The sequence below is a fragment of the Streptomyces sp. NPDC060198 genome (assembly GCF_042728415.1).
GTDB lineage: Bacteria > Actinomycetota > Actinomycetes > Streptomycetales > Streptomycetaceae > Streptomyces.
The window spans coordinates 1-12,505 of record NZ_JBHWZJ010000208.1; the positions used below are offsets into that span (position 1 = coordinate 1).

General features: G+C 72.9%; 12 protein-coding genes. 9 read left to right on the forward strand and 3 right to left on the reverse strand.

From position 1 onward, the window contains the following. Positions 1 to 73 precede the first annotated feature (73 nt). Together ACFWEP_RS22855 and ACFWEP_RS22860 are read left to right on the forward strand one after the other, a co-directional pair. The gene (locus tag ACFWEP_RS22855) at positions 74 to 1,078 is read left to right on the forward strand and encodes a helix-turn-helix transcriptional regulator (RefSeq protein WP_387372330.1); all 1,005 of its coding nucleotides are present in this window, start codon (positions 74 to 76) and stop codon (positions 1,076 to 1,078) included. A gap of 81 nt (positions 1,079 to 1,159) precedes the next feature. Further along, positions 1,160 to 1,681: a DUF4240 domain-containing protein gene (locus ACFWEP_RS22860; protein WP_387372352.1), complete on the forward strand. Its 522-nt coding sequence runs from the start codon at positions 1,160 to 1,162 to the stop codon at positions 1,679 to 1,681. Between the two features lie 15 nt (positions 1,682 to 1,696). Here ACFWEP_RS22860 and ACFWEP_RS22865 read toward each other — a convergent pair whose 3' ends face one another. Further along, complete coding sequence (locus ACFWEP_RS22865; RefSeq protein WP_387372333.1) at positions 1,697 to 2,239, reverse strand: GNAT family N-acetyltransferase; 543 nt, start codon at positions 2,237 to 2,239, stop codon at positions 1,697 to 1,699. Positions 2,240 to 2,302: 63 nt separating this feature from the next. Here ACFWEP_RS22865 and ACFWEP_RS22870 point away from each other — a divergent pair, with 63 nt between their 5' ends. Together ACFWEP_RS22870 and ACFWEP_RS22875 are read left to right on the forward strand one after the other, a co-directional pair. Further along, a complete protein-coding gene (locus ACFWEP_RS22870; protein WP_387372335.1) occupies positions 2,303 to 3,202 on the forward strand; it encodes a TIGR01777 family oxidoreductase in 900 nt (299 codons plus the stop codon). A gap of 178 nt (positions 3,203 to 3,380) precedes the next feature. Then, a complete protein-coding gene (locus ACFWEP_RS22875; protein ID WP_387372338.1) occupies positions 3,381 to 4,727 on the forward strand; it encodes an NAD(P)/FAD-dependent oxidoreductase in 1,347 nt (448 codons plus the stop codon). Between the two features lie 14 nt (positions 4,728 to 4,741). Here the strand turns inward: ACFWEP_RS22875 and ACFWEP_RS22880 are convergent, their stop codons facing one another. Next, the gene (locus tag ACFWEP_RS22880; protein WP_387372340.1) at positions 4,742 to 6,418 is read right to left on the reverse strand and encodes a regulator; all 1,677 of its coding nucleotides are present in this window, start codon (positions 6,416 to 6,418) and stop codon (positions 4,742 to 4,744) included. Between the two features lie 267 nt (positions 6,419 to 6,685). Here ACFWEP_RS22880 and lipB point away from each other — a divergent pair, with 267 nt between their 5' ends. The 4 genes from lipB (at position 6,686) to ACFWEP_RS22900 (ending at position 9,894) form a co-directional block, all read left to right on the forward strand. Beyond that, positions 6,686 to 7,489 (forward strand): lipoyl(octanoyl) transferase LipB, encoded by an 804-nt coding sequence (gene lipB / locus ACFWEP_RS22885; protein ID WP_387372342.1) that lies wholly within the window; start codon positions 6,686 to 6,688, stop codon positions 7,487 to 7,489. A 183-nt stretch (positions 7,490 to 7,672) separates the two neighbouring features. Beyond that, entirely contained in the window at positions 7,673 to 8,653 is a 981-nt protein-coding gene (gene lipA / locus ACFWEP_RS22890) for a lipoyl synthase (RefSeq protein WP_387372344.1), read from the forward strand. Between the two features lie 313 nt (positions 8,654 to 8,966). Further along, positions 8,967 to 9,176, forward strand: coding sequence for a hypothetical protein (locus ACFWEP_RS22895; RefSeq protein WP_328722109.1), 210 nt, complete (start codon positions 8,967 to 8,969; stop codon positions 9,174 to 9,176). Positions 9,177 to 9,186: 10 nt separating this feature from the next. Further along, the gene (locus ACFWEP_RS22900) at positions 9,187 to 9,894 is read left to right on the forward strand and encodes a DUF4191 domain-containing protein (RefSeq protein ID WP_387372347.1); all 708 of its coding nucleotides are present in this window, start codon (positions 9,187 to 9,189) and stop codon (positions 9,892 to 9,894) included. Positions 9,895 to 10,312: 418 nt separating this feature from the next. Here ACFWEP_RS22900 and ACFWEP_RS22905 read toward each other — a convergent pair whose 3' ends face one another. Continuing rightward, positions 10,313 to 10,780 (reverse strand): RDD family protein, encoded by a 468-nt coding sequence (locus ACFWEP_RS22905; protein ID WP_387372349.1) that lies wholly within the window; start codon positions 10,778 to 10,780, stop codon positions 10,313 to 10,315. 221 nt (positions 10,781 to 11,001) lie between these two features. Here ACFWEP_RS22905 and glnA point away from each other — a divergent pair, with 221 nt between their 5' ends. Beyond that, entirely contained in the window at positions 11,002 to 12,411 is a 1,410-nt protein-coding gene (glnA, locus tag ACFWEP_RS22910; RefSeq protein WP_275494565.1) for a type I glutamate--ammonia ligase, read from the forward strand. Positions 12,412 to 12,505 lie beyond the last annotated feature (94 nt).

Below are 12,505 nucleotides of genomic sequence, written 5' to 3' on the forward strand. Positions count from 1 at the left end.
CCTCCGGACACCGGAGGGGCCACGGCGTTTTCCGGCATGGCCCGCACGGCACGCCCTCGGCGAGAATGGGCCCATGCGCGCCGCCCGACTGATCACCATGGTGCTGCTCCTCCAGTCCCGGCCCGGGATGACCGCGGCCGAGCTGGCGGCGGAGCTGGAAGTGTCGGAGCGGACCGTGCTGCGGGACGCGCGGGCGCTCGGTGAGGCGGGCGTCCCGGTGTACGCGGAGCGCGGCCGGACCGGCGGCTACCACCTCGTCGACGGCTACCGCACCCGCCTCACCGGCCTCGCCCGGGGCGAGGCCGAGGCGCTCTTCCTCTCCGGGCTGCCCACCGCGCTGCGCGACCTGGGTCTGACGGACGCCGCGTCCGCCGCCCGGCTCAAGGTGGCAGCCGCCCTGACGCCGTCGCTGCGGGACGCCCCGGACACGGTGGCCCGGCGCTTCCACCTGGACGCTCCGGGCTGGTTCCAGGACCCGGTGGCCCCGGCGCTGCTGCCCGTCCTGGCCAAGGCCGTCCGCGACGACCTCACGGTCAAGGCCCGCTACCGCCGGGACGACACCGAGGCGGACCGGGTGCTGCTGCCCTACGGGCTCGTGCTGAAGGCCGGCGTCTGGTACCTCTGCGCCCGGGTCGCGCCCCCGGACGGCTCCCCCTCTGCCGGGGACGGGTTCCGGGTGTACCGGGTCGACCGGTTCGTCTCGGTGGAGGTGGCGGCGGAGCCGGAGGGCGGACGGTTCGAGCGGGACGCCGGTTTCGACCTGGCCGGGTTCTGGGCCGGGCGGTCCGTGCGGTTCGCCCGCTCCCTGCTCCGTACCGAGGTGACCGTACGGGTCTCCGGGGCGGGCGCGGAGCGGCTCCGGCACCTGGTGGACCGGGCCGCCGCCGAGGAGGCGCTGACCGCCGCCGGGCCGCCCGACGGCGACGGGTGGCGCACACTCACCCTGCCGGTGGAGTCCCCCGAGGTGGCGTACGAACAGCTGCTGGCACTGGGCGCGGAGGCCGAGGTGCTGGCGCCGCCCGCGCTGCGCGCCCGCCTTCGCGAGACGGCGGCGCGGATGCACGGCCGCTACGGCTGAGGGCTTGCCGACCACCACCCGAACGAAAGCCCGGCAGCTCCGCGTGCGGGGGCCGCCGCCTCGGCCGATGCTGGACCCGTGATGGACGAGACGGAGTTCTGGGAGCTCATCGACAGCACCCGCGAGGCCGCCGAGGGCGACCCCGAGGACCACGCAGAGCTGCTCGTGGAGCGGCTGGTCCGGCTCGATCCCGAGACCGTGCTCGACTTCGCCCGGCATTTCGAGGCCCGCTACCACCGCGCGTACCGCTGGGACCTGTGGGGCGCCGCCGCCCTGCTGCTCGGCGGTGCGAGCGACGACGCCTTCGACTACTTCCGCTGCTGGCTGATCGGCCGGGGCCGGGAGGTGTTCGAAGGCGCGCTCCAGGACCCGGACGACCTCGCCGAACTCCTGGACGACTTCGACGAGGAGGTCGACGGGGACGGCGAGGAGCTGGGCTACGCCGCCGACGAGGCGTACGAGCAGCTCACCGGGGTCGTCTCGCCCGACTTGGGGCTGCCCCCGCAGGCCCGCGAACCGGCCGGTGTGCCCTTCTCGTTCGAGAACGACGAGGTGCTGGCGGCCCGGCTGCCCGCGCTGTGGGAGCGGTTCGGGGCGGCCTGAGCGGTCCCGCCGCCGTCAGAGCGCCCGGCCCATCAGCACGTCGTCGACGTATCCGCCCGCCAGGAAGAGCTCGCCGGGCAGCACGCCCTCGACGGCGAACCCCTCGGAGGCGTAGAGCGCGCGGGCCGGCCCGTTGTGGCCGAGGACGCGCAGGGTGATCCGGTTGGCGCCCTGGCGCCTGGCCTCGGTGAACGCGGCGCGCAGCAGCGCCCGGCCGATGCCGAGACCACGCGCCGTGGCGGCGACGGAGAGGCCCTGGATCTGCCGGACGTGCTGGTGGCAGGCGAGCGGGGTGGGCGCGACCAGGCGGATGTACCCGGCGATGCCCGGGGCCTCGGTGGCATCCGTATCGGCGTCGGCCCGCCCGCCGTCGGGCGCCGTCTCGGCGACGAGGAAGTCGCGGGGCGGGTGGCGCTCGTCGAAGAACGGCGGGTACGGCGGCTGCGGGCGGGGCTGCACGGAGTGCAGGGTCGACCAGGTCTCCCGGTCGAGCACGGCGAGTGCCCCCTCGTCGGAGGGGAGCGCCGGGCGTATCGCGTGGAGGCGGAGCTTGTGCATGGGCGTCACTGTGCCATGCCGTGTCCGGGGTGATCGGGGTGATCCATGGGGCAGGATGGGCCCATGGAGCCCTCCCGCATCGCTGTCACCGGATCGACCGGACTCATCGGAGCCGCGCTCGTGCGCTCGCTGCGGGCCGACGGGCACGAGGTCGCCCGCCTGGTGCGCCGCCCGGCGGAGTCGGGCGACGAGGTCGAGTGGGACCCGCACCGGGGATACGTCGACGCGGCGGGGCTGGTCGGCTGCGACGCGGTCGTGCACATGGCGGGTGCCGGGGTCGGCGACCACCGGTGGACCGAGGCGTACAAGAAGGAGATCCGGGACAGCCGGGTGCTGGGCACCGCCGCGATCGCGGAGGCCCTGGCCTCGCTGGACGCCCCGCCCAGGGTCCTGCTCTCGGGTTCCGCGATCGGCTACTACGGCGACACCGGTGACCGCGCTGTCGACGAAGGCGCCCCGCCCGGCGAGGGTTTCCTGCCCTCGGTGTGCGAGGAGTGGGAGGCCGCCACGGCACCCGCCGAGGAGGCCGGCATCCGGACCGTGCACACGCGCACCGGGCTGGTCGTCGCCTCGGGCGGCGGCGCCTGGGGCAAGCTCTTCCCGCTGTTCAAGGCCGGGCTCGGAGGGCGGCTCGGCAACGGCCGCCAGTACTGGAGCTTCATCGCCCTGCACGACCACGTCGCCGCGCTGCGCCATCTGCTCGACACGGAGTCCCTGTCCGGGCCGGTGAACCTCACAGCGCCCGAACCGGTCACCAACGCCGAGGTGACGGCGGCGATGGGCCGGGTCCTGCACCGGCCCACCTTCTTCACGGCACCCGCCCCGGCGCTCCGCCTGGCGCTGGGCGACTTCGCCGAGGACGTGCTGGGCAGCCAGCGGGTGATCCCGCGCAAGCTGCTGGACTCGGGCTTCACCTTCGCCTTCCCCGGCGTCGACAGCGCCGTCCGCGCGGCCCTCGGCTGACCGACACCGTCCGGCGTCCCGTCCGGAGGGGCGCGTGCGACCCCCGTGCACCGGTGCCCGCTTACGGGCCACTGTCCAGGTATCGGCCATCCTCCTAGCCTCTTTGGCGAACTCGGGCATTCCGGTAGCCGGTTGGGGGCATGAGCCTCCCACCGCTCGCACGACTCGGGGAGGGCATGTGCGTAACCCGGCACACCACGCGGACGTGGTCATCATCGGAGCCGGTACAGCCGGCTTGTCAGCCGCCCACCTTCTCGTACGGGCGGGGGTGAGCGTCAGCGTCCTGGAGGCAACACCGCGCATCGGCGGCAGACTGGCCACGGACGAGGTGGACGGGTTCCGGCTCGACCGTCTCGGTCCGCTGCTCAGCAGCGTGCCGGAGGAACTCGGGGACGTACCGGGGCTGTCGAGCCTGGTGCTCCGCGAATTCGATCCGGCGGTCGTGGTCCACAACTCCGGTCGCCACTACCGCGCCGGTGGCATACGAAGCACCAGGGGCGCATTCATGCCCGTGCGCGCCCGTTCGAGCGCCCCCGTCGGCACCGACCGGGCCGCCGCCTCCGGCCGGGGCGGTGCGGTGGGCGAGGCCCTGGACCGGGCCCGGCTCGGCTCGGCGCTGGCCCGGCTCTCCGCCACCTCCACCGCCCGCATCATGGCCAAGCCGGACCGGTCGGCGGAGTCGGCGCTCACGGCGCGCGGGCTGCCGGCCCGTACCGTCGACGGCTTCCTCCGCCCGCTGCTCGCCGCCCTGCTCAGCGATCCGGAGCTGCGGGTGTCGAGCCGGGTCGCCGAACTCGTCCTGCGCGACTGGGCGCGCGGCACGCTCCGGGTGCCCGAGGGCGGTTCGGCGGCGCTGCCCGAGCTGCTGGCGTCCACCCTGCCGCCGGACACCGTGCGGACGGACGTCCAGGTGACGGCCGCCGACACCACGTCCGTGACCACCAAGGAGCACGGCGAACTGAGCTGCCGATCACTGCTGGTGGCGACCGGCGCGGGGGCCGCCGCCGAGCTGCTGCCCGGCCTGCGGGTGCCCGGCTTCCATCCGGTGACGGTGCTTCACCACACCGCGCCCGCCCCTCCCGGCACGGGCGCCTCACTGGTGCTGGAGGCGGGCGGGGCGGGTCCGGTCGCGTACTCGGCGGTGATGAGCGAGATCGACCCCAGCCGCGCGCCGCAGGGCCGCGCGCTCATCACCTCCGCGGTGCTCGGCACCCCTCCGCCCGGCCTCGACCGTGCGGTGCGCGGCCACCTCGCGGCCCTGTACGGGACGCCCACGGACGACTGGGAGCTGCTGGCCACCCATCACACCGCCGAGGCGGTGCCGGTGATGACCCCGCCGCACGACCCGAGCCGCCCCGTCCGGGTGCTCGCCGGGCTGTACGTGTGCGGCGACCACCGGGACACCAGCACCCTGCGGGGCGCCCTGCACTCCGGGCGGCGCGCGGCGGAGGCGATCCTGGCCGATCTCGGGGCGGGCCCGGGGTACGTGCCGGAGCCGGGGGCGACGCTGTCGGGGGCCGCCTGAGCACCTGAGGGCTGTCAGCCGAGGGCCGCGATCTGCTCGCGGTACCCGCGTACCGCCGCCGCGTCGCGATAGGGCTCGAGCTTGCGCTCGAACTCGCGCACGTACTCCGTCGCCCGGACCGAGCGCATCTCGCGGGCCTGCTGGGCCGCCTCGGCGCCCAGCAGGCAGGCTTGGTCGAGTTCACCGAGGCCGAGCCGGGCCGAGGCGAGGACCACCCGGCAGAAGAGCCTGCTGCGGGCGTACGCGGGCGCGCGCAGTTGGAGCGAGCGTTCGGCGTGCAGGGCGGCGGCCCGGTACTGCTGGAGGTCCCGGTGGCAGTGCGCCAGCTCGTCGGCGAGCTGGGCCTCGTCGAAGTGGCGGGCCCAGTGCGGCGCCTCGTCGCCGGGGCGCGCGGCCTCCAGGGTGCGCTCCGCACGCGCCAGTGAGACGGCGCACGCCCTCGCGTCCCCGAGCACGCCGTGCCCGCGCGCCTCGACCGCGTGCAGCAGCGCCTGGACGGCTGCGGGCGCCGCGGGGCCCACCCCCTGCTGAGCCACCCGGGCGAGCTGGACGGCCTCGCGGCCGTGCCCGAGGTAGACCGCCTGCCGGCTCATGGTGATCAGCACGTAGCTCCCGTAGGCGCGGTCCCCGGCGGCCTGGGCGAGCCGCAGGGCCTGGACGAAGTACCGCTGCGCCAGCCCGTGCGCGGCGATGTCGTACGAGGTCCACCCGGCGAGCCGGGTCAGGTCGGCCGCAGCCGCGAAGAGCCGGCGGCCGGTCGTCTCGGTGTAGCTGCCCCGGAGCATGGGCTCGGCCTCGTGCTCCAGGTAGCGGATCAGCGCCTGGCGGGCGTGCCCGCCGCCGTAGGCGTGGTCGAGCGAGCGGAAGAGTTCGCCGACCGAGCGCAGCGCCGCCACGTCGCCGTCGCCGACGCGCTGCCCGGGCCCCCGCTCGGTCTGCCGCTGGCGCGGCACCGCGGGGCGCGGGGTTCCGGGAGTCCCGGCGGGGCCCGTGTACGTGCTGCCGTCCGGGGCGCCGCCCGGCCCGGGGGCGGAGCGCTGACCGCCGATCCAGGCTCCCGTGGCCGGAGTGCCGGGGCCGCCCGGGCCGTGCGGGGTGTTCGTGCGGGTGGCTGGGCGCGCGTCGCCGAGCGGGCCGGGGCCGGTGGTGGCGCCGGGCCCGCCCCGGGCGCCCTCGGCTGCGGGCCCCTGAACCGCGGCGACTCCCGTGGCGGGTGCCGGGAGCTCGCCCCGGGAGACGGACTCGTCGGCCTGGCCGATCAGCCAGTCCCGGCTCGGCACCACCAGCCCGGCCGGGGTGAAGGCGATCTTGCGCAGGTCCGCCTGGTTGCCGGAGTCCTTGCGCCAGAGTCCGCTGACGATGTCGACGGCCTCGGCCGGGGTCGCCGCGAACTCCAGGCCCGCGTAGACGGGCGCGCACGCGTCCAGCCCGAGGTCCTGGGCGGTGAGCCGGCGCCCGAGGCGCCGGGTGAAGACCTCGGCGATCAGTGCGGGTGTCGTCCCCCGCGGCTGCTGGCCGCGCAGCCAGCGGGTCACCGAGGTCTTGTCGTACCGCAGGTCGAGGCCGTGCTCCAGCCCCAGCTGGTCCACCCGGCGGGCCAGGCCCGCGTGGGAGAAGCCGGCCTCCGCGATGAGTGCGGCGAGTCTGCGGTTCGGGGGGTGCGGGGTGCGCTGCGGGGGTCGTTCCGACATCTGCGGTGCGGTCTCCTGCCTTGCCTGGGCCGGGCGTGGCAGCCCTTGGGGAACGGCGTGAATTTAGCGGCCCTCGGAGCGGCACCGGCCGGGTTCGCTCCATGTTCATCCGATCGTGTGAGGAGTGGCGGTCACGCTGACGGAATGACCTGCCGGACCGCCCGGCCCCGGACGGTCGTACAGTGATTCGGGCGCGATCAGTGCACGGTGACGACGGGCGGAGGCACCCCTCCGGACCGGCGTCACCACGAGTAGGGAGGCATCGCCGTGAGCGAGCTGCGTTTCGTCCGGCTGGGGTTCGGCACGGAAGCCGTCGAGTACCAGGAGGCCTGGCAGAAGCAGCGCGAGCTGCACGCCGCCCGGTTCGAGGACACCGTCCCCGACACCTGCCTGCTGCTGGAGCACAGGTCCGTCTACACGGCGGGCCGGCGCACCACCGACGGCGAGCGGCCCCTGGACGGCACCCCCGTCGTCGACGTGGACCGCGGCGGCAAGATCACCTGGCACGGTCCGGGTCAGCTCGTCGGCTACCCGATCCAGAAGCTGCCCCGCCCGGTCGACGTCGTCGCCCACGTGCGCCGACTGGAGGAGGCGCTGATCCGCGCCGCCGCCGAGTTCGGCGTGGCGACCAGCCGGGTCGAGGGCCGCAGCGGGGTCTGGGTGCTGGGCGATCCGGTCGAGCAGCGGCCGTCGATCGGCGGCCTGTCGCTGGACTTCGACCCCCGGCTGACCGACGAGGAGTTCGACCCTCGGCTCGACGGCCCCGAGTACGCGCCCTCCAACGCCGGGCAGCGCCGTGAGGACCGCAAGCTGGCCGCCATCGGCATCCGGGTCGCCAAGGGCGTCACGATGCACGGCTTCGCGCTGAACGTGAACCCCGACAACACCTCCTTCGACCGGATCGTGCCGTGCGGCATCCGCGACGCGGGCGTCACCTCGCTCGCGTACGAGCTGGGGCGCGACCTCACCATCGCGGACGTGCTCCCGGTCGTGGAGAAGCACCTGCGCGACGTCCTGGAGAACGCCGAGCTCGCGCCCCGCGAGGTGGCGCCCGCTCCCGCGAGCGCCTGACCGCCGACGGCCCCGGGGTGCCGTACGGGCCCTCTCGGGTGTCCTCGGCCCCGCGGTGTGGGCCGTACGGGGAATAGCCCCCGTCGGCCACAGGTTGGCCGGACGTAAGACCGTGCGAATGACGGGCGTACCCTGGTCTTCGCCGAAGAATCCAATGCAGTAAAAGCTAAGGGGAGTGCCGGAGTGTCCGCTGTCGCACCCGACGGGCGCAAGATGCTGCGCCTGGAGGTCCGGAACAGCCAGACCCCCATCGAGCGCAAGCCCGAGTGGATCAAAACCCGGGCGAAGATGGGCCCCGAGTACAACCAGCTGCAGAAGCTCGTCAAGAGCGAGGGGCTGCACACGGTCTGCCAGGAGGCGGGCTGTCCCAACATCTTCGAGTGCTGGGAGGACCGCGAGGCGACCTTCCTCATCGGCGGCGACCAGTGCACCCGGCGCTGCGACTTCTGCCAGATCGACACGGGCAAGCCGCAGGCGCTGGACCGTGACGAGCCCCGCCGGGTCGGCGAGTCCGTCGTCACGATGGACCTGAACTACGCCACGATCACCGGCGTCGCCCGCGACGACCTGGAGGACGGCGGTGCGTGGCTGTACGCGGAGACCGTCCGCCAGATCCACGCGCTGACGGACGGACGCGAGGCCGGCCGCACCAAGGTCGAGCTGCTGATCCCCGACTTCAACGCGGAGCCCGCACAGCTGGCCGAGGTCTTCTCCTCGCGCCCCGAGGTGCTGGCCCACAACGTGGAGACGGTCCCCCGCATCTTCAAGCGCATCCGCCCGGGCTTCCGGTACGAGCGTTCGCTGGAGGTCATCACGCGGGCCCGGGAGGCCGGTCTGGTGACCAAGTCCAACCTGATCCTCGGCATGGGCGAGACCCGCGAAGAGGTCAGCGAGGCGCTCCAGGACCTGCACGACGCCGGCTGCGAGCTGATCACCATCACCCAGTACCTGCGGCCCTCCGTACGGCACCACCCCGTCGAGCGCTGGGTGAAGCCGCAGGAGTTCGTGGAGCTCAAGGACGAGGCCGACGCGATCGGGTACTCCGGCGTGATGTCGGGCCCGCTGGTGCGCTCCTCGTACCGCGCCGGACGCCTCTTCCAGCAGGCGATGGAGGCCCGCGACGCGGCCGCCTCCGGAACGGTCGCGCGCACCGCGGCCGTGTGAATCCGAGCACAAGGCATTACCGGGTGGTAATCGCCCGTCGCAGGCGGCCCGTACGCTCCCCGCAGGTGGGGGGACGCGTATGGGCCGCCCCGGCGTGCGCACGGGCCGCATCAAGGTTTCATTGGTGTTTGACCGCCTGGTCATGCCCTGGTAACACCAAGGGGTGACCCTGGTCCCGGAGCAGTGATCCTGGTCCGGCTCCGGAGCAGTGACCCCGGTTCCACGGGCCTCAGTGGCCGAACCCGCTGTCGCCCTCCGCTTCCCGCACCCCGTTCCGCGCAGCGCGCGGACCGCCCCGAGAGGGAACACCGCCATGCAGGCCGCGCCGGTACGTGCCCACGCCCTTCCGACCGTCACCCACGCCCTCCGCGCCGTCGAGTCGCTGCTGCTGAGCGGCGGCCAGCGGACGGCCCGCCGCAACGCCTGGACCGCGGTCCTGGAGGACCGCCGCCGCGCCAAGGACCGGGTCGAGGCCCAGCACGTACTGGAGGCCGTTGCGGAGCACCGTTCTTCGGCCACGTAAACTTCTGTACATGGCGAGGAAGGCAAACACTGAAGGCGCGGACAGCGCCGAGAACGCGGGGCGGCTCAAGCAGATCGCCCTGACCTACAAGATGACCCGACGGTCGGACCCGAAGATCGGTCTCGTGCTCGCGGGACTGTGGATCGTCATCTTCGGCGTGCTCCTCGCGATCGGCTTCGCGATCGGTCACCCGGTCTACCTGGGCATCCTGGGCTTCTTCGTGGCCGTCATCGCGGTGCTGGTCATCTTCGGACGGCGCGCGGAGGCTGCGGCCTTCGGCCAGATGGAGGGCCAGCCCGGTGCCGCGGCAGCAGTGCTGGACCGTATCGGACGCGGCTGGACCACCACTCCGGCGGTCGCGATGAACCGCAGCCAGGACGTCGTCCACCGCGCGGTCGGCAAGGCCGGCATCGTCCTGGTGGCCGAGGGCAACCCGAACCGGGTGAAGAGCCTGCTGGCCGCCGAGAAGAAGCGGATGGCGCGCATCGTCGTGGACGTCCCCGTGCACGACATCATCGTGGGCGACGGCGAGGGCCAGGTGCCGCTGAAGAAGGTACGCGTGAAGATGCTGAAGTACCCGCGCATCCTCAGCGGCCCGCAGGTCACGGCGGCCAACGACCGGCTGCGGGCGATGGGGGACCTGATGAGCAACATGCCCCTGCCGAAGGGCCCCATGCCGAAGGGCATGCGGATGCCTCGCGGCGGAAAGATGCGCTGACCGGCACCTCTCGGGACTCATCCGCTCCACTTCGCTTCTCTCGCCGCGCGGGCGCGGCACACGGCTCCCCGTGGTTGCGCGCCCCCACGTCACATGTCATGCGTCACACGCTCACATCCGAGGGGCGGCCCCGACCGGAACGGTCGTGGCCGCCCCTCTTCGCGTGCCCGGACGGGTGCGACGGGCCGGTGCGGGGGTGCGGCGCGGCGGTCCGGACCGGTCTCGCGGAGGGTTCGCAGGGGCCATGGCACCGTACGGGCGCGGCCCGTCCACATGGTGAACGGGCCGGGTCACGGTACGGATGCGGTTGTCCGGATGGCGGAACGCCTCGGCCCACCCCTTCGGAGGGCCGAGGCGGCCCGGCGTGGACGCCGGGGCCGCGGCGGGCGCCGGGAGGGGTCCGGGGGGCCCGGGAGGGTCAGAGGCGGACCTGGACGGACCGGGAGAGCCGGTCGTGCAGTCCGCGTCCGTCGCGGTCCCAGATGAGGGCCGGGATCACCAGGAGCAGCAGCACGGTCCGGACGAGTACGCGCCCCATACCGAGCCGCCCGCCGCCCTCGGAGACGAGGCGCAGGCGCAGCAGGCGCTTGCCGGGGGTGAAGCCGAGGGTGCCCACCGTCAGGAAACTCAGGACCAGGAAGACGAGCAACGCCCAGTTCCCGGCGGCCTGTTGGTCACCGCCTGCGATGAGCCCGTATGCGATCAAGAAGCAGAGCGCCCAGTCGATGAAGATCGCGCCGAAGCGGCGGCCGAGCGGGGCGACCGACCCCGGGCCCTCCTCGGGCAGCCCGAGGCGCTTGCCCCGGTGGCCGAAGTCGACGCCCATGTCCTCGGCGGCGGCCTGGGGGCCGGAGAGCCACGATCCGATTGCTTGCCTGTTGTCCACCCGACCACGGTACTGCGACCGGGTTTGCTTCCTGGTGCCCGGGGCACGGGATGGGGCGTTGGGGTGTCCCCCACCGCGCGCCCGGTTAACTTGGGCGAAACAAATGGGTCATGCTGGGGAAATCCCGTCTGCCTAAGGTCGCCCTCAACGTGCGCCACCGCACTGGCGACACACACGAGCTACAACCCCAGCCCCTCCGGGCCGGGAGTAGGAGGAGTTGGATGTTCCAGAACGCCGACGAAGTGCAGAAGTACGTCGCGGACAACGACGTGAAGTTCATCGACGTCCGCTTCTGCGACCTGCCCGGTGTGATGCAGCACTTCACCATCCCGGCAGCGAGCTTCGACCCGGCCGAGGAACTCGCCTTCGACGGTTCGTCGATCCGCGGCTTCCAGGCCATCCACGAGTCCGACATGGCGCTCCGCGCCGACCTGTCGACCGCCCGGGTGGACCCCTTCCGCCGCGACAAGACGGTCAACATCAACTTCTTCATCCACGACCCGATCACCGGCGAGCAGTACAGCCGTGACCCGCGGAACGTGGCCAAGAAGGCCGAGGCGTACCTCGCCTCCACCGGCTTCGCCGACACCGCCTACTTCGGTCCCGAGGCGGAGTTCTACGTCTTCGACAACGTCCGCTTCCAGACGTCGGCGAACGAGAGCTTCTACCACATCGACTCCGAGGCCGGCGCCTGGAACACCGGTGCGGTCGAGAACAACCGCGGGTACAAGGTCCGTTACAAGGGCGGCTACTTCCCGACCCCGCCGGTCGACCACTTCGCCGACCTGCGTGCCGAGATCTCCCTGGAGCTGGACAAGAACGGCCTCCAGGTCGAGCGCCAGCACCACGAGGTCGGCACCGCCGGCCAGGCCGAGATCAACTACAAGTTCAACACGCTGCTCGCCGCGGCCGACGACCTGATGCTCTTCAAGTACATCGTGAAGAACGTCGCCTGGCGCAACGGCAAGACCGCGACCTTCATGCCGAAGCCGATCTTCGGCGACAACGGCTCGGGCATGCACGTGCACCAGTCGCTGTGGCAGGGCGGCGTGCCGCTCTTCTACGACGAGCAGGGTTACGCCGGCCTGTCGGACATGGCCCGCTACTACATCGGCGGCATCCTCAAGCACGCCCCGTCGCTGCTGGCCTTCACCAACCCGACGGTGAACTCCTACCACCGCCTGGTGCCCGGCTTCGAGGCCCCGGTGAACATGGTGTACTCGCAGCGCAACCGCTCCGCCGCGATGCGCATCCCGATCACCGGCTCGAACCCGAAGGCCAAGCGCGTCGAGTTCCGCGCCCCGGACCCGTCCTCGAACCCGTACCTCGCGTTCGCGGCGCTGCTGATGGCCGGCCTCGACGGCGTGAAGAACAAGATCGAGCCGGCCGAGCCGATCGACAAGGACCTGTACGAGCTGGCTCCGGAGGAGCACGCCAACGTCCAGCAGGTCCCGACCTCGCTGCCGGCCGTCCTCGAGGCGCTGGAGCAGGACAACGAGTACCTCCAGGCCGGCGGTGTCTTCACCACCGACCTGATCGAGACGTGGATCGACTACAAGCGCACCCACGAGATCGCCCCGATCCAGCTGCGCCCGCACCCGCACGAGTTCGAGCTGTACTTCGACCTCTAAACGCCCGGTGCGTACCGGGTGCTCGCCGAGCAGCCGATGCGTCGACGTGACGTCAGTGGCATGAACGAGGGCCGCTACCCCCGACCGGGGTGGC